The following is a 23927-nucleotide window of genomic DNA, read 5'->3' on the forward strand; positions in this document are numbered from 1 at the left end:
GCAAGGACGAGCACAAGGACGAGTACGGCAAGGACGAGCACAAGGACGAGTACGGCAAGGACGAGCACAAGGACGAGTACGGCAAGGACGAGCACAAGGACGAGTACGGCAAGGACGAGCACGACAAGTACGAGTACGACAAGGGCTACTACGGCCTCGAGCTACTCGGCGGGCTGCTCGGTCTCTGAGGCGCCAGGCGTCGAGGGCCCACGCCGCAGTGGGTAACGCCGCACGATGGGGCTGCCGCTGACACGGCGGCAGCCCCCGCTTCGGGCGGACAGTCAAGGGGTGTCCGCAGTGGCACCCCTTCCGCGTGCGGGTGCCGGCCTCCCGCGTCTACTGCTTGTGTGAATGCGGCACGCAGACCGACTGGCAGTCGGTGACGTAGCAGCACACGTGCCGCGGTTCGATCCCGCCGTCTTCGTCGGTCCACTGGGAGCCGTCCCAGACGCGGTTGGCAGAGGTGAAAAGGATGTCCATCCTCCCGTCCGGAGCGATGCCCTGTTCGCGTCCCATTCCGCGTTGTTCCAGGTACTTGACGGGATCGGCGAGCAGTGTCGGCAGGTCCTCCGGCGGGACGTCGTAATGAAAGAGCGGCGCGTCACCCTCCATCCCGGGCACTCCGGGGCCCGCCAGCTGCACCACGTTCGACTCCGGATTGTTGTTGGCCATGCGAGTCCTCCCGACTTCATCGTTGTGGCGGCACACGGCGAGAGCCGCCTTGGTTCGGCACTGTATGGCCTGAATCACCGCATATGAGCTATTGATCAGGAAGTGTTGCGAACTGATGTCGGCAGCGCCGACCGAACCGTGGCCGCAGAGCTATGATCGTCCGGTGGTTTCGGCATCTGTGCAGGTCAGGGGCGTTCCGAGTGCCGAGTGCATCGTCGTCGTCACGGCCGTGCACGGCCCGTCGGCTCGGTACCTGCCGGAGGCGTACACGTCACTGTGCGAGCAGTGGCTGCCTCAGGGCTGGGAGTGGCACTGGGTGATACAGGAGGACGGGGAGAGCGCGGATGTACGGCCGTACGTGCCCGATGACGAGCGGGTGACGTTCCGGCAGGGCCGGGCCGGTGGGCCCGGGGTGGCGCGGACCATCGCGCTGGCGCATGCCGAGGGCGCGTACGTGAAGGTCCTGGACGCCGATGACCAGTTGGCGGCGGGCGCCCTCGCCCGGGACCTGGCGGTTCTGGAAGGCGACCGTGACCTCGGCTGGGCGACGTCTCGGGCGCTGGACCTCATGCCCGACGGGTCGACGGCCGGCTTTCCGGGCGACCCCGACCAGGGGCCGATCGAGCGCGGGGCCGTGCTCGACCACTGGAAGGCGAACGGCTTCCTCGCCCCGGTCCATCCGGCGTCCCTGTTCGTACGGCGGGAGCTGCTCCTCGCCCTCGGCGGGTGGATGGCGCTGCCCGCCTCGGAGGACACGGGGCTGCTGCTCGCGCTGAACGCCGTCAGTCGTGGGTGGTTCTCGGGGGAGGTCGGTCTGCTGTACCGGAAGTGGGAGGGGCAGGTGACCGGCCAGGCGGCCCATGTGGACCAGGCCGAGCGGGAGGCGCGGATGGCTGTGGTGGAGGCCAGGGCCAGGGCCTTGTCCCGGCTGCGGTGGGGCTCTCCGACCGCCCTATGAGAGCAGTTCCGTCTGAGCCGGTGCCCTGGTGACCGGGTCGTGGCGGATGTACCACTCCGTGCCGAGCAGCCGCTCCCGCTCGGAGACGGTGAGTGCGGCGATCAGCCCGGGCGCGGCTCCCCGCCGGACCTCCGTCCGGTGGGCCAGGATCGCCGCGACCTTCCGTTCCAGCCAGGGCGTGACATCGACCGCGGCGGTGACGCTTTCGTCCGGGACCGTGTGCATCGCCTTGCCCGTGCCGGCCAGATGTCCGCCCCACACCCGGACGGCGGAGTGCGGGTGCGTGGCCAGATACAGGGCGCTCGGCTGCCAGGGGTCGCCGGCGTCCGGGTAGCGGCGTTCGAGTCCGGCCGCGTGGACCGCGAGCAGGGTCACGCGGTGGGTGTGCACATGGTCCTCATGGCCCGTCAGACCGCCGTAGGCGTCGTGCGTGACGACGATCTCCGGGCGGACCTCCCGGATGTGTCCGACCAGTTCCCGTACGGACTCCTCCAGCGGGACGTCCAGGAAGCGTGGTCTGCCGGGGGCCGATTGCGGGACGCGGGAGTCGGCGTGGCCGAGGAGGCGTGGCTTGTCGGTGCCGAGGATGTGGAGTGCTTCGGCCAGTTCCGCGGCGCGCCGGCTGTCCGGCGCCCAGGTCGCCGTCACGACGGCCGTCCGCGCGCCTGCCGCCGCGTGCCGGGCGAGTACGCCGCCTGCCGCGAGGGACTCGTCGTCGGGGTGCGCGAAGACCGCGAGCAGGCTCGGGGTGGACATGGGCAGGGCCGGTCCGGCTAGCGGGTGCCGGCCGTGGCGAGCCAGTGGGCCACGTGGCGGACGGTGGCCTCGTCGAGCTGTTCCACGAGCGTCCGGACGGTCGTCTCGTCCTCGGGGGAGAGGTCGTAGAGGCCCGCCTTGCTCAGGCCGGCCATGAGGACCTGGTGGCGACGGCCGGTCATGCGTGCGGCCAGGCCGGTCGGTTCGCCCGCGGACGTCTGCGGCGCGGACGGGCTCGGCCGGGGGGCGGGGGCTTGCCTCTGCGGGGTGTCGTGGAGGTGCCACTCGCCGTCCTTCGGGCCCCACAGGGCGAACTGCACGTCCTCCCCACGCGCGCGCAGGGTGTGGGTCATCTCGCCGAGGGCGTACAGCACGGGCGAACGGTGGGGCGACTCCGCGGCCGTCCGCCAGGAGCCGTCGGCCGGGCGGTGGAACATCGCGACCCAGCGGGGGGCGCCTTGCGGTCGTGGGCTCTCGGGACGTGTCTCCACTGCGCTCACCCCTGTACGTCGCTCCGGAAGCGGTAACGGGCCGGCCTGGGCCACGGCAGACCGACCATAACTGACGGTCAGTCAGTTATCCAGGGTTGGAAGACGCCATCCGCAGGGGAGGATCACCACGTCGTCCGGTACCGGTCCCTCCCCTCGTGGGGACCGGTACCGAACGGTGGAGCTACCGTCGCCCGCCTCCGATGGAGGCCGACCGGATGGATGCGCTGCTGGGTCGGGATCCTGCCAGTTTCGGCACCCGACGAGGAGATTCCGGTTCCGGTCGGACATCATCGCCGCAGGTCAGGCGTATAGAGTGAGTTTTCCGGTCCGGACGTCCAGGCGGGGGAAGTGAGGGAGTGGAGACCTTGGGTTCCGACTCGGGGGCACGCACCGCCTTCGCGGAACGCCTCGCACTGCTGTACAAGGAAGCCGGGAACCCTCCGCTCAAACGGGTGTCCGAATCGGTCGTACGGCTGCGGCGGATCGACGAACGCGGGCGTGCCGTGCGGGTGTCCTCCCAGCGCATCAGTGACTGGCGGCGGGCCCGGAACGTCCCCGCTCAGTTCGCCGCCCTCGCGGCGGTGCTGCACGTACTGATACCCGAAGCGCGCCGTGCGAGACCCACTCCGGTGTCCCCGGGGCTGTACGACCTCGCCCAGTGGCAGCGGCTGTGGGAGAGCGCGGTGGCCGACCCGGTCGGCGAGCGCGGCGCGGCCTCCCCCGCGGAGGAGGGGCCTGCGGGTGACGTCCCGCCCCCCGCACCCGGTGGGGTGTGCCCGTACCGGGGGCTGGCCTCCTACCGCCGGGAGGACGCCAACTGGTTCTTCGGCCGGGAGCGCAGCACGGACGCGCTCGTCGCCCAGCTCCGGGCCGTGTCGGACACGGGCGGCCTGGTGATGCTCGTGGGCGCGTCGGGGGCCGGGAAGTCCTCGCTGCTGAACGCCGGGTTGGTGCCCGCGCTGCGGGACGGCGCGCTGGGTGGCGACGGCGGTGACGGGGCTGACGACGAGGTCGGGAAGGGCCCGGCGAGGAAAGTCGTGCAGCTCGTACCGGGCGGCGATCCGCTGGCGGAGCTGGCCCGGTGCATCCCCGAACTCGGGCCCGTCGTCTCGGCCATGGCCGGAACGGCCCAGGGCTTCGGCGCTGGCTCCGACTCCGACGCCGGTGCCGGCTCCGACCAGGGATCCGGCGCTGCGCCGACCTCGGAATCCGGTACCGGCTCCGCCCCCGAGCCCGGCGCCGCCCACGCCCGGGACTTCGTCCCCGCCCCCGCCCAGGAGCCCGACGCCGGTTCCGCCCAAGAGCCCGACGCCGCCCCCGCCCGGGGCTTCGTCCCCGCCCCCGCCCAGGAGCCCGACGCCGGTTCCGCCCAGCAGCCCGACGCCGCCCCCGCCCAAGCATCCGCCTCCGCCCCCACCCCGGCATCGAGCGCCACCCCCACCCCCACACCCGGCCCCATCCCGACCCCCACCCCCACCCCAGAAGCAGCCCGAGTCGCTGTCTCCGTCTGGGCGCGGCGGGTTGCGGTGTCCGGTGTGCGGCCGGTGCTGATCGTGGATCAGTTCGAGGAGATGTTCACCCTCTGCCCGGACGAGGCGGAGCGGCGCGCCTTCGTCGAGGTTCTGCACGCCGCGTGCTCCCCGGCCGGACCCGGTGACCAGGCACCGGCGGTCGTGGTGCTCGGCATCCGGGCCGACTTCTACGAGCAGTGCCTGAGGTACCCCGAACTGGCCGACGCGCTTCAGCACCGGCACATGGTGCTCGGGCCGCTGACCACCGCGGAGCTGCGCGAGGCCGTCACGGGCCCCGCCAAGGCCGTGGGGCTGGAACTGGAGCCGGGCCTGGCGGAGCTGATCGTCCGGGAGGTCAGTGCCGACGGCCCGCGCGGAGCGCACAACGCGGGTGTGCTGCCGCTCCTCTCGCACGCCCTGCTCGCCACCTGGCAGCGCAGGAAGGCCGGCCGGCTGACGCTCGCCGGTTACCGCGCGGCCGGCGGCATCCAGGGCGCCGTCGCGGCGACCGCCGAGCGGGCCTGGTCGGGACTCGACCCGGCGGCGCGCACGGCGGCCCGGCTGCTCCTGCTCCGGCTGGTCCGGCTGGGTGAGGACACCCAGGCCACCCGCAGGCGCGGCACCCGGCGCCAGCTGGCAAAGGAGGCGACCGACCCGGGGAAGACCGAGGAGTCCCTGGAGGCGCTGGTCCGCGCCCGTCTGGTGACGCTCGACGCGGAGACCGTGGAGATCACCCACGAGGCGCTGCTGCACGCCTGGCCGCGGCTGCGCGACTGGATCGACGAGGACCGGCAGGGCAACCTGCTGCGCCAGCGTCTGGAGGAGGACGGCAGGGCCTGGGAGGAGTCGGACCGCGACACGGCCCTGCTCTACCGGGGCTCCCGGCTGGAACAGGCCCACGGGTGGGCGAAGTCCGCCGGGGACACGTTTCTGACCCGCAGCGCGGTGGAGTTCCTGGCCGCGTCGGTCAGGCTGCGCAGGCGCATCATCTGGATCAGCCGGGGCGCGGTGGCGACGCTGGTCGCCCTGGCGATCCTGGCCGTCGGGTCGGCCGTGGTCGCCTGGAAGCAGCGCGACGACGCTGTTTTCCAGCAGGTGCTCGCCCAGGCCGACCGTGTCCGGTCCACGGATTCTTCGCTGTCCGCGCAGCTCGACCTGGTGGCGCACCGGCTGCGGTCGGACGACGCGGGCGCGAACAGCCGTCTGATCTCCATCGTGAACGCCCCGCTGGCCACACCGCTGGTCGGGCACACGGGCGCCGTCTACCTCACGACGTTCAGCCCGGACGGCCGGACCCTGGCCACCGCCAGCTACGACCGGACCGTACGCCTGTGGAACGTGGCCGATCCGCAGCGTCCGAAGCCCCTGGGCAAGCCGCTCACCGGCCACACCAGCTGGGTGAGCAGCGCGGTCTTCAGCCCGGACGGCCGTACGCTCGCCAGCGCCGGTGACGACGGCACGATCCGGCTGTGGGACGTGACCGACCCCGGCCACCCGCGACGGCTCGGCCGCCCTCTGACCGGCCATGACGGCACGATCTACCTGATCGCCTTCAGCCCGGACGGACGCACGCTGGCCTCCGTCGGCGACGACCACACCGTACGGCTGTGGGACGTGGCCGACCCGGGCCGCCCCAAGGCGCTCGGCAAGCCCCTGACCGGGCACACCGCCGCCGTGCGCTCCGTGGCGTTCAGTCCGGACGGCCGGACCCTGGCGGCCGGTGGCGACGACGGCACGATCCGGCTGTGGGACGTGTCCGACCCCCGGCACCCCGCACGGGCCGGTGAGCCGCTGACCGGCCACGGCGCCACGGTGCACTCGGTGGCGTTCAGTCCGGACGGCCGTACACTCGCCAGCGGCAGCGCCGACAACACCATCCGGCTCTGGAACACGGCGGACCCGCGCCGCCCGGAACCCATCGGGGCGCCGCTGACGGGCCACACCGGAGCGGTCTGGTCCGTGGCCTTCAGCCCTGACGGGAGCAGGCTCGCCGCCGCCAGCGCGGACAGCACCGCGAGCCTGTGGAAGGTCGGTGACCCGGAGCACGCGTCGCAGGTTGGCGGCCCCCTGGCCGGAAGCAGCGGCGAGATGTACGCGCTCGGCTTCAGCCCCGACGGGCGGACCCTCGCCACCGGCGCGGGCGACAACACGGTCCGCCTGTGGTCGCTGCCGACGTCGGACATGACCGGCCGGATCGGCGTCTTCCGGCCGGACGGCCGGGTGCTCGTGACGGCGGCGCGTGACGAACGGGTCAGGCTGTGGGACGTGCGTACGCCCGGCCGGCCCGTGCCGATGGGCGAACCGTTCCGGCCGGGGAAGGGGGACGTGCGCTCCCTGGCGTTCTCCGTGGACGGCCGCACGTTAGCGGTGGTGACCGGCAGCCGGGCCGTGCAGCTGTGGAACCTCGACGATCCAGTGCACCCCGTGCGCTACGGGGTGCCCGTCGCCCTGCGTTTCCGGTTCGCCGACGCGGTGGCCTTCAGCCCGGACGGGAAGGTCCTGGCGACCACCTACGACGACCGCACCATCCAGTTGTGGAACGTCGACGACCCCTCCCGCCCCCGCCGGCTCGGCGGTCCCCTCAGCGGTCACAAGGGCTACGTCAACGCGCTCGTCTTCAGCCAGGACGGCCGCACGCTGGCCAGCGGCAGCGCGGACGGCACCATCCGCCTGTGGAACGTGGCCGAGCCCGGCCGTGCCGTCCCGCTCGGCGCACCTCTCGAGGGCCATCTCGGCGCGGTCAACTCACTCGCCTACAGCCCCGACGGCCACACGCTGGCCAGCGGCGGCGACGACAACTCGGTCCGCCTCTGGGACATCACGGACCCCGCGAAGGCCTCCGGTGTCGCGAGCCTCAAGGGCCACACGGAGGCGGTGGTGGGCCTGACGTTCAACCGGGACCGCCGCACCCTGGCGAGCGGCGGCCAGGACGGCACCGTCCGGCTCTGGAACGTCTCCGACCCCGCCCGGGCCACCGCGATCGGCCAGTCGATGAGCCCGGACGCCAAGAGCGGCGGCTTCCTGGCGTTCAGCCCGAACAGCCGTCTCCTCGGGGTGTCGAGCGGCACCGACACGATCCGGCTCTGGGACCTGGACGTCGACCGGGCCGTGGCGCGCATCTGCTCGATGACCCGGGGTGTCCTGACGCAGGACACCTGGCGCGAGTACCTGTCCCGGCTCTCGTACGACCCGCCGTGTGACGGCTGACGGAACCGACTCGGCCAACAGGGCGCTCTGACAAGGAAGTTGAGTGATACGAGTCACAACCTCGCTCACACCCACGGAGTGTAGCTCCGCACGCGTAAGCGCTTGTTACCCTTGGCCATAGCCCGACCGCTGGTGCATCCCCCGTCGCCAGCGGTCGGGTTTTCTCAGTGCAGGTCGAGGCGCATCAGGATCCGCGGATGGCCGGCCAGGACCGAGGTGGTCGCCGCCGCGTAGGTGAAGCCGGCGCGCTCGAAGTTCTTCCGGAGGCCGGCGTAGGCCATGGTCAGGTCGACCTTGGCGTCGCCGTTGTCCAGCGGGTAGGCCTCGACGGCCGGTGCGCCGTGGGCACGGGCGAACTCGACCGCTCCCGTGATCAACGCGTGCGAGATGCCCTGCTTGCGATGACCGGGGCGTACCCGGACGCACCACAGGGACCAGACGGGCAGGTCGTCGACGTGCGGGATCTTGCGGTTGCGGGCGAACGAGGTGTCCGAGCGCGGGGCGACGGCGGCCCAGCCGACCGGTTCGGCACCGTCGTAGGCGAGCACGCCCGGCGCCGGGTCCGCACGGCACAGCTCGGCGACGTACTCCCCGCGGGCCGGTCCGCGCAGCTCGTTGTTGAGCCTGGACGGGATCCGGTGACTCAGGCACCAGCAGACACTCGCCCCGGGCGACTTCGGCCCCAGCACGGCCCGGACGTCCGCGAACTCCGCAGCCGGACGAACCTCGACGGTCATGCCACCACGATGACACGCCGCACGCCGCCCTGCTGTACGGCGGCGCCGGAAGGCCCGGGCCCGGCGGGGCGATCGTCGGTGCCCTGACGCTGGTGCTGCTGCCCCTGCCGTCCAGGGCTGCGGGGCCGGGTCGAGGACGTGGTCGTCGATGATGTGGTGCGCGGCCGGGGGCGCGGGGCTGCTCATCGAGGAGGCCCTGCGGATCGCCCGGCAGGCCGGGGCCCCGCACGGTCGACCTCACGTCCCGGCCCGACCGTGCCACCGCGAACCGCGCTTACGAGCGGCTCGGTTTCCGGGCCCGCCGGTCGACGGTCTACCGCTGCTCGCCGGACTGAAAAGCCGACGCCACCCGCAGCATCCGCAGTTGGCCGATCTCACTGGCGTTCTTCATCAGCTCGGCGTTCACCCAGGCCACCATGTGCGCGACGGTGTACTGGGGGTCGTTCGGCCGGGGGAACGATGCCGTGGCGTCCAGGGCGGTGTCGGTGAGGCCGTCGAGGACCGCCAGCCACTCGGTGCGCAGACCGCGCAGCCACTGGACGGTCGGTTCGCCCTCACCGGGCCATATGACGTCCGTGCGGTCGCGGGGCGGCCGGCCCCGGGCGTGGTCCAGGGTGACGCTCCACCACCAGCCGATGTGCCAGCTCACCCAGGCGAGGGTGGGGACGGGCACCGGGTCGGGCTCGGTCTCCGCCCAGTCGGGCACCCACGTGCCGTCGGGCCCTTCGCGCATCGTCCAGCAGTGCGGGGTGGGCTCCCAGAGGAAGTCGGCCGGCTCCAGCCGCTCCAGGTGGTACTCGAACAGGGACCAGGTCAACTCGAACTGCCAGCGCAGCAGTTCCGTTCGCGAGACGCTCATCGCCCGACCCTACGCAAGCGCCGGCGCGTCCTGGGCCAGTCCCGCCCAGTCGAGGTCCCGCAGCCCGGGCTCCGCGTCGCAGCCGGACGGCAGGCTGGGCGTGGACTGGAACCAGAGGATCGCCAGCCGCGAGCGGTACAGCACCGGGTCGTGGGCCGGGTCCAGGGCGGTGGAGTGGAACGTGCCGAGGCAGGCCACGGCGGGCAGGACCTCGACGGGGCCGAGGCCGCCCGCGTACTGGTCGGGATACTCGCGCGGCGGTGGCACGAGGTGGACGGGCATGCCGGGACGGTCCCGCTCGGCGGCGTGCAGCAGTCCGCGGATCCGCAGGTCGTTGACCGGCTTGCAGGGATAGCCCTCCAGCAGGTCGCCGTACGTGGACGAGAACCGCAGGTCGGCGAGGTCCACCGAGCGGCCGGAGGCCAGGACGAGGCGGGCGAGCGCCATGGCCGGCGCCTTGAGGCGGAGTTGCATGGGGGTCTTTCGGTGTTCGCGGGCGGTGTCCCGTCCCTGCTCGTCGGAGTTGTCCGTCCCCGCTCGTCGGAGGTTCCCGTCCTGGCCGGTTTCCTTCAGGGGCGCGGCCGCCCGGCCGCGTTCAGGGCCGGTGCCCCGTCATCCGTGCCGCCGACGCGATCGTTGCCCGGGCCTCGGGTGCGGACAGGCCGGTGTCGATCGCCGCGTCGACCAGAGCGTCCACGAGCGCGGGGCCGATGCCGTCCTCATAGGCCCGGCAGGCCGCCCAGAACAGCCGGGTGTTGCGCTGGCCCTCGTGCGCGGCGAGGACGAACTGGATCAGGCCCTGGCCGTGTCCGGCGGCCGGCGGGGGCGCGGGGTGGTGGGAGCGGGGCGGCGGGATCAGCAGGCGCAGGAGGGAGCGGGGGCAGGGCGCGGGGGCCAGGTGCGCGGTTCCGGGGGCCGCCGCGTACACGCCCTGGCCGGTGCGGGAACCGGGCCCGACGAGGTAGCCGCCGGCGCCCCGGATGTCGATGCCGGGGGCGAGCCGGCCCGCCGAGTTGGGGACGACCACCTCGGGCGGGCCGCTCAGCCAGAGGTGCCGCCCGCCGGACGGGGTCACGACGACCACGGTCGGCGGGATGGTGAACAGGTGCCGCAGGGCCAGCTCGCGCAGGGCGGCCGAGGAGTCCGTGCCGGTCTTCACGTCCAGGTCGAGGCCGATCAGGTGGTGCGGGGGCAGTCCGCAGGCGATGCCGTACCCGGTCGCCCAGGGGGCGGCGGCGAACAGTTCGCGGATGCGGGCGGGGTCGCTGGAGGCGTCGTAGACCCCGTGGCCGAGGCGGCCGCACTCGCCGTGGCAGGGGGCGGGAGCGGGGTCGTCGCGGTGCGGGGAGCGCAGTGCCGGGAGCTTGGTGCGGGACAGGGGGATGACGGCCAGTCCGCGTTCGGCGGCTGACAGGGCGTGTGCGAGGGCCAGCGTTGTGGCCTGCCGGTCGGTGGTGGCCATGGCTCCATTTTCGTACGTACGTTCGAAAAAAGAAAGAGGGAACGGCTGTGACGCGCCGGGCGGCCGGGCTTCGCCGGGGATCCGGTGGGCAACTCTGGACTCGCGACGTCGAGCAACGGACCAGGGCGGCCGGTCAACTTCCACCACCAACCAGCAGGCCGTCGGCGAGGGCGCCTCGAACACGTCTGAGCGGCGGTACTCCGGTACCGCCGCACAGGCGTTTTCGCGTCCGTGGGCCGCGATGCCTTGACGGGGCAACGTATCTGACGGACAGTCAGAAGCCGTGAGTGGTGAGCCGGAGGTCCACGAGGAGTTCGAGGCGCGGCTGAAGACCTACGAGGGCCGGCCCGCCGCCGCCACCGGGGTCGGCCGGGACCCCGTCAACGAGCCGATGATCAGGCACTGGTGCGAAGCCATGGGCGACACCAACCCGGCGTACACCGGACCGGACGCCATCGCCCCGCCCACGATGCTCCAGGCGTGGACGATGGCAGGCCTCTCCGGCCGCCCCGAACGCGCCGCGGCCTACGACGAACTGCTGCGCCTGCTCGACGAGTCGGGCCACCACGCCGTCGTCGCCACCGACTGCGAGCAGGAGTACCTCCGCCCCCTGCGCCCCGGGGACGAGATCACCTTCGACTCGGTCATCGAATCGGTGTCGGAGCGCAAGACCACCAAGCTGGGAGCGGGTTACTTCGTCACCACCCGCACCGACATCAGGGCGGGCGGCGCACTCGCCGGCACCCACCGCTTCCGCATCCTCAAATACGCGCCCGCACGCCGGCCGGGGCAGCCGGGGCAGCCGGGACACTCCGAGCAGCCGGGGGAGCGCCGCCCCCGCCCGGTGGTCAACCGCGACAACGCCGGCTTCTGGGAGGGCGTGGCCCGCCACGAGCTGCTGATCCAGCGCTGCACCGACTGCCACACCCTGCGTTTCCCCTGGCTGCCGGGCTGCGCGAGCTGCGGTTCGGCGCAGTGGGACACCGTGGCGGCGAGCGGCGAGGGCACCGTCTACTCGCACGTCGTCATGCACCACCCGCCCTTCCCCGCCTTCGAGCCGCCCTACGCCGTCGGCCTGATCGAGCTCGCGGAGGGCGTGCGGATCGTCAGCAACGTGGTCGGCGTGCCGTACGACAAGGTCCGGATCGGGATGCCGGTGCGGCTGGAGTTCCGGCGGTACGACGAGGAACTGGTGCTGCCGGTGTTCGAGGGGGTGCCGGAATGAACGTCGGTGACCGCCTCCCACCCCTGGAGATCCCCGTCACCCGCACCCTGATCGTCGCCGGTGCGATCGCCTCCCGCGACTACCAGGACGTCCACCACGACCCGGAACTCGCCCGGCAGAAGGGCTCCCCCGACATCTTCATGAACATCCTGACCACCAACGGCCTGGTCGGCCGCTACATCACCGACCACTTCGGCCCCCGGACGGTGCTGCGCCGGGTGGCCGTCCGGCTCGGCGCCCCCAACCACCCCGGCGACACGCTGGTGCTGACCGGCACGGTCGAGGAGGTCGACGGCGACACGGTGACGGTCCGGGTCGTCGGCGCGAACGGCATCGGCACGCACGTCACCGGCACGGTGACGGTCACCGTGCCCGAAGGAGGCCCGGCATGAGTCTGCGCCGCCGCGACACCCTCGGCGGCCGGGCGGCCATCGCCGGCATCGGGGCCACCGAGTTCTCCAAGGACTCGGGCCGCAGCGAACTGCGCCTGGCCGTCGAATCGGTGCGCGCGGCCCTGGACGACGCGGGCCTCACCCCGGCCGACGTGGACGGCATGGTCACGTTCACCATGGACACCAGCCCCGAGATCACCGTGGCCCAGGCGGCCGGCATCGGCGAGCTCTCCTTCTTCTCCCGGATCCACTACGGCGGCGGCGCGGCCTGCGCCACCGTCCAGCAGGCGGCCCTGGCGATCGCCGCGGGCGTCGCCGACGTCGTCGTCTGCTACCGGGCGTTCAACGAGCGATCGGGCCGCCGCTTCGGCTCCGGGGTGCGGCACCGGGAGCCGTCGGCGGAGGGCACGGCACTCGGCTGGCCGCTGCCGTTCGGCCTGCTCACCCCGGCCTCGTGGGTGGCGATGGCGGCCCAGCGGTACCTCCACACGTACGGGCTGACGCCGGAGGCCTTCGGGCACGTGGCCGTCGTCGACCGCGCCTACGCGGCGACCAACCCGGCGGCGTACTTCCACGGCAGGCCCATCACCCTGGCCGACCACGGCGCGTCCCGCTGGATCGTCGAGCCGCTGCGGCTGCTGGACTGCTGCCAGGAGACGGACGGCGGCCAGGCGCTCGTCGTCACCTCGGTCGAGCGGGCCCGCGACCTGCCCCACCCGCCCGCCGTGATCGCGGCGGCCGCCCAGGGCGCGGGCCGCGCGCAGGAGCAGATGACCAGCTTCTACCGGGACGACCTGACCGGCCTGCCCGAGAGCGCGGTCGTCGCCCGGCAGCTGTGGCGCACCTCGGGGCTCGCGCCGGCCGACATCGACGTGGCGATCCTCTACGACCACTTCACCCCGTTCGTGCTGATGCAACTGGAGGAGTTCGGCTTCTGCGGCCCCGGCGAGGCGGCGGACTTCGTGGCCGAGGGGCGCCTGCCGCTGAACACGCACGGCGGACAGCTGGGGGAGGCGTACCTGCACGGGATGAACGGGGTGGCCGAGGCCGTCCGGCAGATCAGGGGCACGGCGGTGAACCGGATACCGGGGGCGGAGCGGGTCCTGGTGACGGCGGGGACGGGTGTGCCGACGTCGGGTCTCGTCCTCACGGCGGACGGCCGGGGCGGGCGGCCGTAGCCCTCAGGGGTAAACCCGCAGTACCCCGGGCCCACCGCTCCACCTACAGGAGGTGCAGTCAGCCCTACCCATACAACCTGAGGGGGATCCCGCTTCGGGACCTGCGGCCGATCCGCAGGTGGTGGCCCCGCTCATAGCGTTGAGCCATGACCACAATCGTCTGCACCAGCGCGTCGAAGGCCGCTGCACCGGCGGCGCAGACCCTTCCCTACCCGTCGTTCTCGTCATACGTCAAGGCCCGCCAGCCGGTGCTGCTGCGTACCGCCCGCTCGCTCACCGGCAACCAGAGCGACGCCGAGGACCTGTTGCAGACCGCGCTCACCAAGACGTACGTCGCCTGGGAGCGCATCGAGGACCACCGCGCCCTCGACGGCTACGTGCGCCGGGCGCTGCTGAACACGCGGACCTCGCAGTGGCGCAAGCGCAAGGTCGACGAGTTCGCCTGCGACGAGCTGCCCGAGCCGGAGCCGAGGGCCGGCGGCGACGACCCGGCCGAGCAGCAGGCGCTGCACGACGCGATGTGGCGGGCGATCATGCGGCTGCCCGCCCGGCAGCGGGCGATGGTGGTCCTCAGGTACTACGAGGACCTCAGCGAGGTCCAGACGGCCGAGGTGCTCGGCGTCTCGGTCGGCACCGTGAAGTCGGCCGTCTCCCGCGCGCTGGGCAAGCTCCGCGAGGACGCTGAGCTGGGACTTGTCCGCCAGTGAGCGGATGTGTCGTGCTCCGGTGAGCGGTCGTGTCGCCCGACGTGCACTGATCGATCACCCGGTCCTAGTGACATACCGCGCGGTATGTGCGCAGAATCAGCGCAACCCCTACCACCGCGTAGGCAATGTCGCTCCGGGAGGACGCCGTGCTGAGCACCATGCAGGACGTACCGCTGCTGATCTCGAGGATCCTGACCCACGGGTCCACGATCCACGGGTCATCGCAGGTGACCACCTGGACCGGTGAGGACGCACCGCACCGTCGCTCCTTCGCCGAGATCGGCGCCCGCGCGGCCCAGCTGGCACACGCCCTGCGCGAGGACTTCGGGGTCACCGACGACGACCGGGTCGCCACCCTGATGTGGAACAACGCGGAGCACACGGAGGCCTACTTCGCGATCCCGTCCATGGGCGCGGTCCTGCACACCCTGAACCTCCGCCTCCCGCCCGAGCAGCTGGCCTGGATCGTCAACCACGCGGCCGACCGGGTGATCATCGCCAACGGTTCGCTGCTCCCCCTGCTCGCCCCGCTGCTCCCGCACCTGAAGACGGTCGAGCACGTGGTCGTGAGCGGCCCCGGAGACCGCTCCCTGCTCGCGGACGCCACCGCCCGGGTGCACGAGTACGAGGACCTGATCGCCGGGAAGCCGACGTCGTACGACTGGCCGCAGCTGGACGAACGCCGGGCCGCCGCCATGTGCTACACCTCCGGCACCACCGGCGACCCCAAGGGCGTGGTCTACAGCCACCGCTCCATCTATCTGCACTCCATGCAGGTCAACATGGCCCAGTCGATGGGCCTCACCGACCAGGACACCTCGCTGGTCGTCGTCCCCCAGTTCCACGTGAACGCCTGGGGCCTGCCGCACGCGACCTTCATGACCGGCGTGAACCTGCTGATGCCGGACCGGTTCCTCCAGCCGGCGCCCCTCGCCGCGATGATCGAGAGCGAGAAGCCCACGCACGCGGCCGCCGTCCCCACCATCTGGCAGGGACTGCTCGCCGAACTGACGTCGAACCCCCGCGACGTCTCCTCCCTCGGCCAGGTCACCATCGGCGGCTCGGCCTGTCCGCCCTCCCTCATGGAGGCCTTCGACAAGCTGGGCATGCGGGTCTGCCACGCCTGGGGCATGACGGAGACCTCCCCGCTCGGCACGATCGCCCGTCCTCCGGCCCATGTGGCCGGCACGGAGGAGGAGTTCGCCTACCGCCTCACCCAGGGCCGCTTCCCGGCCGGCGTCGAGGCCCGCCTGACCGGACCCGGCGGGGAGCGCCTCCCCTGGGACGGCGAGTCGGCCGGTGAGCTGGAGGTGCGCGGCGCGTGGATCGCCGGCGCCTACTACAACGGCCCGGACGGGGAACCCCTGCGCCCCGCCGACAAGTTCAGCGAGGACGGCTGGCTCAAGACCGGCGACGTGGGGACCATCTCCCCCGACGGCTTCCTCACCCTCACCGACCGGGCCAAGGACGTCATCAAGTCCGGCGGCGAGTGGATCTCGTCGGTGGAGCTGGAGAACGCGCTGATGTCCCACCCCGAGGTCGCCGAGGCGGCCGTCGTCGCGGTCCCCGACGAGAAGTGGGGCGAGCGCCCCCTGGCCACGGTCGTCCTCAAGGAGGGCGCCACCGCCACCTTCGAGACCCTGCGCGCCTTCCTCGCCGACGAGGGCAAGATCGCCAGGTGGCAGCTCCCGGAGCGCTGGACGATCATCGAGGCGGTCCCGAAGACGAGCGTCGGCAAGTTCGACAAGAAGGTGCTGCGCAGGCAGTACGCGGAGGGGGAGCTGGACATCCACCGGCTCTGACGGACACCGGGCCGCCGCCGTACGCCCTCCCTCACCGGCGTACGGCGGCCGACACCCACCGCATCACCGGCGTACGGCGGTGAGCCCCCACCCCAGCAGCAGCCACACCCCGGCTACCGCGCACACCCCGCCCCAGCCGAAGCCGTAGGCGAACCCGGCGAGGGCCGAGGCGGTGGCGCCGCCCGCGAAGCCCGACACCACGTAGGCGGTGTTGGCGGTGGCCGGGGCGGAGGTGGCCGTCAGGGCCAGGGTCTGGTTGGCGACGTGGGACGCCACGAGCGCCGCGTGGATCGCGATCGCGGCGGCGAACAGCGCCCCCAGCACGTTCCCGCCCAGCCAGAACAGCGGCACGGACACGGCCGCGAGCAGATACGCGGACCGTACGACCCGCGCCGCGCCGAACCGGTCCACGAGCCCACCGGCCAGCGGCGCCACCGCGCTCGCCGTCAGCCCGAACAGGCCGAACAGCCCGGCGGTCGCGGGGGACAGCCCGTACTCCGGTCCGGTCAGCAGCAGCGCGAGCGAGGTCCACAGCGCGCTCCACGCACCGAACATCCCGGCCTGCCGCACACAGGCCCGCCACAGGTCGGGCGAGTGCCGCAGCACTGAGGGCAGTGCGGCGAGGCCGGCGAACAGCGGGCCCTCCCGCCGCCGCTGGGACGGCAGCACGAGCGCGGTCGCGAGTCCGAGCACGAGGGTGAGCACGGACGCGCCCCCGAACACCCACCGCCAGCCGAAGGCCTGCCCGGCCAGGCCGCCCAGCACCCGGGCCGCGACGATGCCGGTGAACAGTCCCGAGATGACGGCCGCGACGTGCCGGGCCCGCCGCTCGGCGGGGGCGCGTTCGGCGACCAGCGGGACGAGCAGCTGGGGGATCACGGTCGCGGCCGAGGCGACGAACAGGGCGACCGCGAGGGCGGCGGCGCCGGGGGCGGCCGCACTGGCGGCCAGTCCGATCGTGGTGACGAGTGTGAGTCCGGCGACCAGCCGGCGCCGATTCGCGCTGTCGCCGAGCGGGGCGAAGAAGAGCAGGCCGACCGCGTAGCCGAGCTGGGCGACCGAGGCGATCCAGGCGATGGCCGAGGGGGCCGAGCCGAAGTCGCGGGCCATGAGCGAGAGCAGCGGCGCGGCGAGGTAGATGTTGGCGGCGGTGACCGCGCTGCACACGGCGAGCAGGGTGAGGAAGAGGCCGGGGGCGGGCGTACGGTCCGCCTGCCGCGCGGGGGCCGTGGCCCGGGCGGTGGTGGTCGCTGACGGCATGGGAAGGGACTCCTTGGAGTCGGCTTTAACAACTAACTGGTTGGTTGGCTGATGAGGGAACAGTCTGTGTCGCCCCGCCATTCCCTGTCAACCAAACAGTTGGTTACCTCGGCGCGCTACCCTCTCCCCCATGGCAGCAAGGGACCCCGAGGCCACCAAGGCACGTATCTTCGAGGCGGCGGTCGCCGAGTTCGCCCGGCACGGGATCGCCGGCGCCCGGATCGACCGCATCGCCGCCGAGGCCAAGGCCAACAAACAGCTGATCTACGCCTACTTCGGCAACAAGGCGGAGCTGTTCGCGATCGTGCTCGAGAAGAAGATGCTCCATCTCGCCGAGGACGTCCCCGTCGACCCGGACGACATCGAGGGCTGGATCGACCGCCTGATGGACTACCACGCCGCCCACCCGGAGCTGCTGCGCCTGCTGTTCTGGGAGGGCCTCGAGTACGGCAGCACCGAACTGCCCCATGAGGCCGACCGCCAGGAGCACTACGCCCGCAAGGTCGCCGCCCTCCAGGACGGCCAGGACCGGGGCGTCGTCACCGACGCCATCCCGGCCGCAGACCTGCTGTTCCTGCTGACCGCCCTGGCCAACTGGACCGCCGTCGTCCCCCAGATGCGGCGCATCCTGGTCGGTGACGGCGAGCCCGACCGGGACCGCCTGCGCGCCTCGGTCAAGGAGGCGGCGCGTCGGCTGACGGCACGTTAGCCCCCCGGGGCCGGTCGCGTCAGTTGGTCCCGATCCTGCTGAGCAGTTCGACGATCCGGGTCTGCACCTCGGCGCTGGTGGACCGCTCCGCGAGGAAGAGCACCGTCTCCCCGGAGGCCAGTCGCGGCAGGTCGGCCTGGTCGACGGCGGCGGTGTAGACGACGAGCGGGGTGCGGTTCAGCTGACCGTTCGCCCGCAGCCAGTCCACGATCCCGGCCTGCCGCCGGTGCACCTGTGTCAGGTCCATCACGACGAGGTTCGGCCGGAAGTCGCTCGCCAGCGTCACCGCGTCGGTGTCGCTCGCGGCCCGCGCGACCTGCATCCCGCGCCGCTCCAGCGTCGCCGTCAGCGCCAGCGCGATCTCCGCGTGCTCCTCGATCAGCAGCACCCGCGGCGGGTGCTGCTCGGTGTCGCGCGGCGCCAGCGCCTTCAGCAGGACGGCGGGGTCGGCACCGTAGGCCGCGTCCCGCGAGGCCTGCCCGAGCCCGGCCGTGACCAGCACGGGCACCTCGGCGGCGACGGCGGCCTGCCGCAGCGACTGCAGGGCCGTACGCGTGATCGGCCCGGTCAGCGGGTCGACGAACAGGGCGGCGGGGAAGGCCGCGATCTGCGCGTCGACCTCCTCGCGCGAGTTCACGATCACCGGCCGGTAGCCGCGGTCGCTCAGCGCCTGCTGCGTGCTCGCGTCCGGCGCCGGCCACACCAGCAGCCGCCGCGGGTTGTCCAGCGGCTCCGGCGGCAACTCGTCGTCCATCGGCTGCGGTCGCGGCGGATCGGCCACCTCGACGGCACCGCCGGGCCCGTCCAGCGGCTCGGGCCCCTCGGCGGCGTTCACGTCCGGCGCGCCTATGGCGTACGACCGCCCGCTGCCCTCGGTCATCTGCGCCAGCCGCGACTGTCCGGCCAGGGACGGCTGCGCGGGGACCGGTGCGGGAACGGGCCCGGAGCCGGGCGCGGGACTCGCGGGACCGGGCGCGGGGGCCGGGGCGCCCTGCGGGGGCGTCGGCTCGGCCGTCGGATGCTGGCGAGCGGCCTGCTCCGGGCGGGCTGCCTGCTGCGCTCGGGCTGCCTGCTGCGGGCGGGGTGCCCGGTCCTGGCGGGAGGCTTGTTCGGGCGGTGAGGGCTGTTCCGTACGCGTGGCCGGGTCGGGCGGCGTGCCGAGCTTGCGGCGCCGGCCCGAACCGCCCGGCTGGTGCGGGGGAGGCGTCGCCGTGCCCTGGGGCCCGGCGGAGGGGTGCGCGCCGGGCGGGCCCGACGGCTGCTGGACCTGGGCCGCCTGCCGGTTGAACGGCACGCCCTGTCCCAGCGTCCGCACGCTGAACGCACGACCCTGCGTCGAGTTGGGATCGACGGGCGCGGCGGCCTCCGCGGGCAACGGCTGAGCCGCCCGCTGGGCCGGCGACACGCCCTCCGGCGGCAGCGGGGTGCCCGGAGCCGGGGTGTTCGACTGCGGGACGGCCGGGGCCGGGGCCGTGGCCGGTGTGCCGTTCGCCGGGGCCGGGTGGGCCGGGTGCGCGGCTCCCTGGGGAGGCACCGACTGCGCCGCACCGCCGGGCGGCACGGCCACACCGGCCCCCGAGCTGTCGTCGGCGGCGGGCCAGGGCTGCGGCCGGGGGGCGGTGGCGGCTTGGGCAGGGGCTCCCTGGGTTCCCGGGGTGGGGGTGCCCTGGGCCGGGGTCATGTGTGCCGGGGTGCCCGGAGCCGGTGTTCCCTGCGCCGGGGTGCCCTGCCCGGGGGCGGCTTCGGCGGGCAGCGGCCGGCCGGTGGAGGGCTGCTGCGGCTGGGGCTGCGTGGCCTGGGGCGGCGGCTGCTGGGCCGGGGAAGAGAGCCCGGGCTGCACGGCCTGACCGGGTACGAAGGCCTGCACGCTGTCCCCGAGACCACCCGGGGCGGGCACGGACACGCCCTGCGGGGGTACGGCGGCGGCAGCCTGCGGCTGAGGGGCGTTGCCCTGCGCCGGAACGGCCACGCCCTGCGGCGGAACAGCGGTGCCCTGCGGCGGCACGGCAGTACGGGCCGGGACCTGGCCGGGAGCCGTGCCGACCTGGCCGGGCGCACCCTGGCCCGGCGCGGCCTGTCCCACGGGGAACTGGCCGGTGACGTCCTGCTGCGCGGGCGCCGCCTGCGCGGGCCCCGCGGGGACGGCACCGGAAGGCGCGCCCGGCACGGGAACCTGCTGTCCGGGCAGCTGCTGTCCCGGCACGTGCTGTCCCGGCACGTGCTGTCCCGGCACCTGCGCCGCGGCCTCTTCGGCGGGCCGAGGCGCCGCCACGGCCCGCCGTCGACGACCCGTGGGAGCACTCGTGGGGTGCGGCTGCGGCGGGGTGTGATCGGCGGACTGGTCGTGCGGGACGGCGTCGTGCCGCCCCTCCTCGACCACCGCGTCACCGGGGGAAGCCGAACCGGGACCGGCCACGATCCCCTGCCCCTGCCCGACCGGCACGCCCTGCCCGGCGGGTACACCTTGCCCGGCCGCCACACCCTGCCCGGCCTGCGGATTCTGCCCGGCCTGCGGATCCCCGGCCTGCGCGTTCTGCTCGGCCCGGGGCGTCTGCTCGGCCCGGGGTGCCTGATCGGCCTCGGCCGGCGGCAGCGCGAACACCGGGCGCGGCCCCGCCGCCTCCTGCGCCGCCGCAGCCCGCTCGTTGGCGGCGGCCAGCGCCCGCCGCCGACGGCCCGTCGGCTGTGCATCCTGCCCCTGAGCCGCACCGGCGGCACCGGCCGCGGCCTCGCCGGACGCCGCGGGCAGCGCCGGCGGAAGTGCGTGCTGCGTACCGGGTTCAGACCGGGCCAGCCCTCCGGCGCCCACGGGCACGCCCTGCGGCGGCACCGTCCCGCCGAGTCCCGTACCCGAGGCGGCGGTCCCCGCCGCATGCTCGGCGGCCGTGACGACGGCCCCTTCGGCGACACCCTGAACGGCACCCCCGACGGGCAGGGCGGCAATGGCGCCGGCGTCCTCGGCCGCACGCCCGCGCCGCCGCCCGGTGCCGCCCGACACGGCCCCACCCTCACCGGTGGCCTGCGCGGGCAGGGCAGCCGGCTCCCCGGCGGCCCGTCGCCTGCGCCGCCCGGTGGGCCCGCCACCTTCAGCACCCGAATCCCCGGCACCGGCCCCGTCCGCGGCCTCCACCGGAACGTCAGCGTCGAGGAAGGCGTCGGTGGTGGCCCGCCGAGCCCGCCGACGCCCCCCACCGGAGGTCTGCCCGGAGGCCGCCTGCTCACCGGAAACGGCGGCGACACCCTCGTCACCCGCGGGCACGGCGGCATCCGCGGCGACCGCCCCGGCCCCACCGCCGATCGGCACCTCGAGGACGTACGCATTGCCGCTCATCCCCGGCACCTCGTGCGTCTGCAGCACACCGCCGTGCGCCCGGACGATCCCGCGCACGATCGGCTCGTGCACGGTGTCACCGCCGGAATACGGCCCGCGCACCTCGATGCGTACGACCTCGCCGCGCTGCGCCGCCGCCACCACGACGGTGTTGTCCAGGTAACCGCCCGCCGACACGGGCGAGTTGCCGGTCGCGTCGACCCCCGCCACGTCCGCGACCAGATGCGCGAGGGCGGTGGCGAGCAGCCGGGCGTCGACCTCGGCCTCGATGGGCGGCGCGTGCACGGCGAACTGCACCCGCCCGGGCCCGATGAGCTCGACGGCCCCGTCGACCCCGGCGGCGACGACGGCGTCCAGCATCACCTTCGTACGGGCGACGTGCTCACCGCCGGTGTCGAGCCGCTGGAACCCGAGGACGTTGTCGATGAGTGTGGTGATGCGTGAGTAGCCGGCGGACAGGTGGTGCAGCACCTGGTTGGCCTCGGGCCACAGCTGCCCGGCGTCGTCGGCGGCCAGCGCGGCCAGCTCGCGGCGCAGTTCCTCCAGCGGCCCGCGCAGCGACCGTCCGAGCAGGGTCAGCAGCTGCTCGTGCCGGGCGGCGAGCGCCTCGTAGCGGTCCTTCTCGCGCTCCCCGAGGGCGGCGTACCGGTCCTCGTTCGCGCCGAGTTCCTCGGCGTGCCGCTCGCGCAGCTCCTCCAGCTCGGTGACGTGCTTCTGGCGCAGGGCGGTGAGCTCGGAGGCGTGCTCCTCGGCGACCCGCTCCAGCTCTTCCTCGTGGCGCTTCTGAGCCGCCTCCTTCTCCTCGACGACGGCGTCGTACGGCCGCCGGTCGGCGAAGGTCATCACGGCACCGACGAGCTGGTCGCCGTCGCGCACGGGCGCGGTCGTCAGATCGACGGGCACCTTGCCGCCGTCCTTGGCGTACAGCACCTGCCCGCGCACCCGGTGCTTGCGCCCGGAGCGCAGGGTGTCGGCGAGCGGCGACTCCTCGTACGGGAAGGGCGACCCGTCGGCACGCGAGTGCAGCACGAGGTCGTGCAGTTCACGCCCGCCGAGGTCGCTGGCCCGGAAACCCAGTATCTGGGCGGCGGCCGGGTTGACGAGCACGATCCGTCCGTCGGTGTCGGTCCCGACGACGCCCTCGGACGCGGCCCGCAGGATCATCTCGGTCTGCCGCTGCGACCGGGCCAGCTCGGCCTCCGTGTCGACGGTGCCGGACAGGTCGCGTACGACGAGCATGAGCAGCTCGTCGCCGGTGTAGCCGTAACCGTCGTAGGCCTGCTGCCCGTTCTCGAGATTCGCACTGGTGACCTCGACGGGGAACTCGGTCCCGTCCGTCCTGCGCGCGATCATCCTGGTCGGCTTGGTCCGGGCATGCGGATCGAGGTGCTCCGGCCGCCGCATGGAGCCCGGGATGAGCTTGGAGTCGAACTGCGGCAGCAGATCGAGCAGTCCGCGCCCCACCAGAGCGGTACCCGGGGTCTCGAAGGCCTCCAGGGCGATGGTGTTGGCGTTGACGACCGTCCCGTTGGCATTGACCAGCACCAACGCGTCGGGAAGGGCGTCCAGTATGGCTGCGAGGCGAGCAGCGCCTCGGGATGGCCTGCTGCTCACGAGACGCTTCCTCCCTGTTACCGCACCTTGCCGACCGCTCGGGCCATCTTGCCAACCGTCCCGCAGCGTGTCACGCGAGGGAGTCTAAGGGCTGTGGTTGCGCTCGCGACGCCGGATGCGGGCGAGGTCGCACGAGCAAGTGACCCCGAACTGACGACCGAGTAACCGTCAAACGCCTGCCCTCCTGCAAGGACGTCGCGGGACCTTCGCGGGACCTTTACGAGGGCAGGGTTTCTGTACCTTTTTGCCCGGGTGGCCGGATGTCGGCTCCCGGTGGCCGGATAGAACTTCAGTGCCGGTTTCCTGACCCCATGGCCGGCAGCAGGGGCACGAGCTGGTCCCAGCGGGCGATCCGGCAGCCGTCGCGGCGGTCGTACCGGGCGTCGACGGGGCGGCCGTCCCAGGTTCCGGTGACGTGGGCGGTGGCCGGCCCGCCGTACTGCATGGTGCAGAAGCCGCCTTCCGGCGCGGGCGCGAAGGTGTCGGTCCCCCACCGGGTGCCGCGCTCCAGGGTGGCGCAGGCGCCCTGCGGGTCGGGGTGGTTGCCGCCGGCGGGTCCGCAGTACAGCTCGAACGTCCCGTCGGCCCCGCCGCCGGCGTTCCGCACGGTCACGGTGAGGTGGTTCCGCTCCACGCCCGGACCGAGGCCCAGGCGCTGCCCCTGCCTCCGGCTCGCGTCGAACCCGGCACCGGACTGCCCGGGAGCCTGGGCGTACGCGACCGGTGACACCGCGGTCAGTGAACCGAGGGCGGCGACGGAGGCGGCGGCCCCCACGACGAGACGCCGCAGAGCGGGACGAGGGGCGATCCGGTCTGCGGTCCGGGACGCACCCCGGCGAATGGTGATCAGCATGCCCTGACTAACGCGGCGCGGCCCACTACGTTGCGCGCCGGTGCGCGAGCGCCGTACGACTCCCGCGCACGCCCCGCGACCGGCCGGACAAGGCCTTTGCCCTGCGCCCTTCCCGCCTAGTACCGTGGGGGTCGATTGGTGACAGCACGCTCGACTGTGTCATCATCGGCAGGCACCGACTCGCGCTCGCGCGGGGTATGTGC

The 23927-nt window shown here is 73.4% G+C and carries 18 protein-coding genes and 1 pseudogene; 9 read left to right on the forward strand and 10 right to left on the reverse strand.

What is annotated here, in order from left to right; genetic code table 11:
- Positions 1-188, forward strand: a pseudogene (locus tag ABZ016_RS18975) (hypothetical protein); the annotation flags it as partial.
- Between the two features lie 148 nt (positions 189-336).
- Here ABZ016_RS18975 and ABZ016_RS18980 read toward each other — a convergent pair.
- Positions 337-672 (reverse strand): hypothetical protein, encoded by a 336-nt coding sequence (locus ABZ016_RS18980; RefSeq protein ID WP_356917779.1) that lies wholly within the window; start codon positions 670-672, stop codon positions 337-339.
- Between the two features lie 163 nt (positions 673-835).
- On the opposite strand from ABZ016_RS18980, the gene ABZ016_RS18985 reads away from it, so the two are divergent.
- Positions 836-1630 carry a glycosyltransferase gene (locus tag ABZ016_RS18985; RefSeq protein ID WP_356917780.1) on the forward strand — a complete coding sequence of 265 codons (795 nt, stop codon included), beginning with the start codon at positions 836-838 and terminating at the stop codon, positions 1628-1630.
- Here ABZ016_RS18985 and ABZ016_RS18990 read toward each other — a convergent pair.
- Positions 1625-2386 (reverse strand): PIG-L deacetylase family protein, encoded by a 762-nt coding sequence (locus ABZ016_RS18990; RefSeq protein ID WP_356917781.1) that lies wholly within the window; start codon positions 2384-2386, stop codon positions 1625-1627. The genes ABZ016_RS18985 and ABZ016_RS18990 overlap by 6 nt on opposite strands.
- A 17-nt stretch (positions 2387-2403) precedes the next feature.
- Positions 2404-2877 (reverse strand): hypothetical protein, encoded by a 474-nt coding sequence (locus ABZ016_RS18995; protein WP_356917782.1) that lies wholly within the window; start codon positions 2875-2877, stop codon positions 2404-2406.
- Positions 2878-3233: 356 nt separating this feature from the next.
- Between ABZ016_RS18995 and ABZ016_RS19000 the strand changes: the two genes are divergently transcribed.
- Entirely contained in the window at positions 3234-7595 is a 4362-nt protein-coding gene (locus ABZ016_RS19000; RefSeq protein WP_356917783.1) for a hypothetical protein, read from the forward strand.
- 164 nt (positions 7596-7759) lie between these two features.
- Here the strand turns inward: ABZ016_RS19000 and ABZ016_RS19005 are convergent, their stop codons facing one another.
- From ABZ016_RS19005 to ABZ016_RS19020, 4 genes are all read right to left on the reverse strand, one after another.
- The gene (locus ABZ016_RS19005; RefSeq protein ID WP_356917784.1) at positions 7760-8332 is read right to left on the reverse strand and encodes a GNAT family N-acetyltransferase; all 573 of its coding nucleotides are present in this window, start codon (positions 8330-8332) and stop codon (positions 7760-7762) included.
- A gap of 313 nt (positions 8333-8645) precedes the next feature.
- Positions 8646-9191 carry a DinB family protein gene (locus ABZ016_RS19010; RefSeq protein ID WP_356917785.1) on the reverse strand — a complete coding sequence of 182 codons (546 nt, stop codon included), beginning with the start codon at positions 9189-9191 and terminating at the stop codon, positions 8646-8648.
- 9 nt (positions 9192-9200) lie between these two features.
- A complete protein-coding gene (locus ABZ016_RS19015) occupies positions 9201-9665 on the reverse strand; it encodes a hypothetical protein (RefSeq protein ID WP_356917786.1) in 465 nt (154 codons plus the stop codon).
- A 121-nt stretch (positions 9666-9786) separates the two neighbouring features.
- Positions 9787-10653: a bifunctional DNA primase/polymerase gene (locus ABZ016_RS19020; RefSeq protein WP_356917787.1), complete on the reverse strand. Its 867-nt coding sequence runs from the start codon at positions 10651-10653 to the stop codon at positions 9787-9789.
- 283 nt (positions 10654-10936) lie between these two features.
- Between ABZ016_RS19020 and ABZ016_RS19025 the strand changes: the two genes are divergently transcribed.
- The 5 genes from ABZ016_RS19025 to ABZ016_RS19045 all read left to right on the forward strand — a co-directional run bounded on the left by ABZ016_RS19025 (position 10937) and on the right by ABZ016_RS19045 (position 15957).
- Positions 10937-11878, forward strand: a complete 942-nt coding sequence (locus ABZ016_RS19025; RefSeq protein WP_356917788.1) for a bifunctional MaoC family dehydratase N-terminal/OB-fold nucleic acid binding domain-containing protein — start codon at positions 10937-10939, stop codon at positions 11876-11878.
- A complete protein-coding gene (locus ABZ016_RS19030; protein WP_356917789.1) occupies positions 11875-12270 on the forward strand; it encodes a MaoC/PaaZ C-terminal domain-containing protein in 396 nt (131 codons plus the stop codon). Before ABZ016_RS19025 ends, ABZ016_RS19030 begins: the two co-directional genes overlap by 4 nt.
- Entirely contained in the window at positions 12267-13448 is a 1182-nt protein-coding gene (locus tag ABZ016_RS19035; protein ID WP_356917790.1) for a lipid-transfer protein, read from the forward strand. Before ABZ016_RS19030 ends, ABZ016_RS19035 begins: the two co-directional genes overlap by 4 nt.
- A 146-nt stretch (positions 13449-13594) precedes the next feature.
- Entirely contained in the window at positions 13595-14155 is a 561-nt protein-coding gene (locus tag ABZ016_RS19040) for a SigE family RNA polymerase sigma factor (protein ID WP_356917791.1), read from the forward strand.
- 125 nt (positions 14156-14280) lie between these two features.
- Positions 14281-15957, forward strand: coding sequence for a long-chain fatty acid--CoA ligase (locus tag ABZ016_RS19045; protein ID WP_356917792.1), 1677 nt, complete (start codon positions 14281-14283; stop codon positions 15955-15957).
- Between the two features lie 63 nt (positions 15958-16020).
- Here the strand turns inward: ABZ016_RS19045 and ABZ016_RS19050 are convergent, their stop codons facing one another.
- On the reverse strand, positions 16021-17217 hold the full coding sequence (locus tag ABZ016_RS19050) for an MFS transporter (RefSeq protein ID WP_356917793.1): 1197 nt from the start codon (positions 17215-17217) through the stop codon (positions 16021-16023).
- Positions 17218-17347: 130 nt separating this feature from the next.
- On the opposite strand from ABZ016_RS19050, the gene ABZ016_RS19055 reads away from it, so the two are divergent.
- Entirely contained in the window at positions 17348-17926 is a 579-nt protein-coding gene (locus tag ABZ016_RS19055; RefSeq protein ID WP_356917794.1) for a TetR family transcriptional regulator, read from the forward strand.
- Between the two features lie 19 nt (positions 17927-17945).
- Here the strand turns inward: ABZ016_RS19055 and ABZ016_RS19060 are convergent, their stop codons facing one another.
- Positions 17946-22802 (reverse strand): PAS domain-containing protein, encoded by a 4857-nt coding sequence (locus ABZ016_RS19060; protein WP_356917878.1) that lies wholly within the window; start codon positions 22800-22802, stop codon positions 17946-17948.
- A gap of 358 nt (positions 22803-23160) precedes the next feature.
- The gene (locus tag ABZ016_RS19065; RefSeq protein ID WP_356917795.1) at positions 23161-23724 is read right to left on the reverse strand and encodes an SSI family serine proteinase inhibitor; all 564 of its coding nucleotides are present in this window, start codon (positions 23722-23724) and stop codon (positions 23161-23163) included.
- Positions 23725-23927: the final 203 nt, after the last annotated feature.

Source organism: Streptomyces sp. NPDC006372 (genome assembly GCF_040612515.1).
Classification (GTDB): Bacteria; Actinomycetota; Actinomycetes; order Streptomycetales; family Streptomycetaceae; genus Streptomyces.

Coding starts and splice junctions, on each gene's coding strand:
- ABZ016_RS18980 (WP_356917779.1), bottom strand. CDS start 672: ATGGCCAACAACAATCCGGAGTCGAACGTGGTGCAGCTGGCGGGCCCC.
- ABZ016_RS18990 (WP_356917781.1), bottom strand. CDS start 2,386: ATGTCCACCCCGAGCCTGCTCGCGGTCTTCGCGCACCCCGACGACGAG.
- ABZ016_RS19005 (WP_356917784.1), bottom strand. CDS start 8,332: ATGACCGTCGAGGTTCGTCCGGCTGCGGAGTTCGCGGACGTCCGGGCC.
- ABZ016_RS19010 (WP_356917785.1), bottom strand. CDS start 9,191: ATGAGCGTCTCGCGAACGGAACTGCTGCGCTGGCAGTTCGAGTTGACC.
- ABZ016_RS19015 (WP_356917786.1), bottom strand. CDS start 9,665: ATGCAACTCCGCCTCAAGGCGCCGGCCATGGCGCTCGCCCGCCTCGTC.
- ABZ016_RS19020 (WP_356917787.1), bottom strand. CDS start 10,653: ATGGCCACCACCGACCGGCAGGCCACAACGCTGGCCCTCGCACACGCC.
- ABZ016_RS19030 (WP_356917789.1), top strand. CDS start 11,875: ATGAACGTCGGTGACCGCCTCCCACCCCTGGAGATCCCCGTCACCCGC.
- ABZ016_RS19035 (WP_356917790.1), top strand. CDS start 12,267: ATGAGTCTGCGCCGCCGCGACACCCTCGGCGGCCGGGCGGCCATCGCC.
- ABZ016_RS19040 (WP_356917791.1), top strand. CDS start 13,595: ATGACCACAATCGTCTGCACCAGCGCGTCGAAGGCCGCTGCACCGGCG.
- ABZ016_RS19045 (WP_356917792.1), top strand. CDS start 14,281: ATGTCGCTCCGGGAGGACGCCGTGCTGAGCACCATGCAGGACGTACCG.
- ABZ016_RS19050 (WP_356917793.1), bottom strand. CDS start 17,217: ATGCCGTCAGCGACCACCACCGCCCGGGCCACGGCCCCCGCGCGGCAG.
- ABZ016_RS19055 (WP_356917794.1), top strand. CDS start 17,348: ATGGCAGCAAGGGACCCCGAGGCCACCAAGGCACGTATCTTCGAGGCG.
- ABZ016_RS19065 (WP_356917795.1), bottom strand. CDS start 23,724: ATGCTGATCACCATTCGCCGGGGTGCGTCCCGGACCGCAGACCGGATC.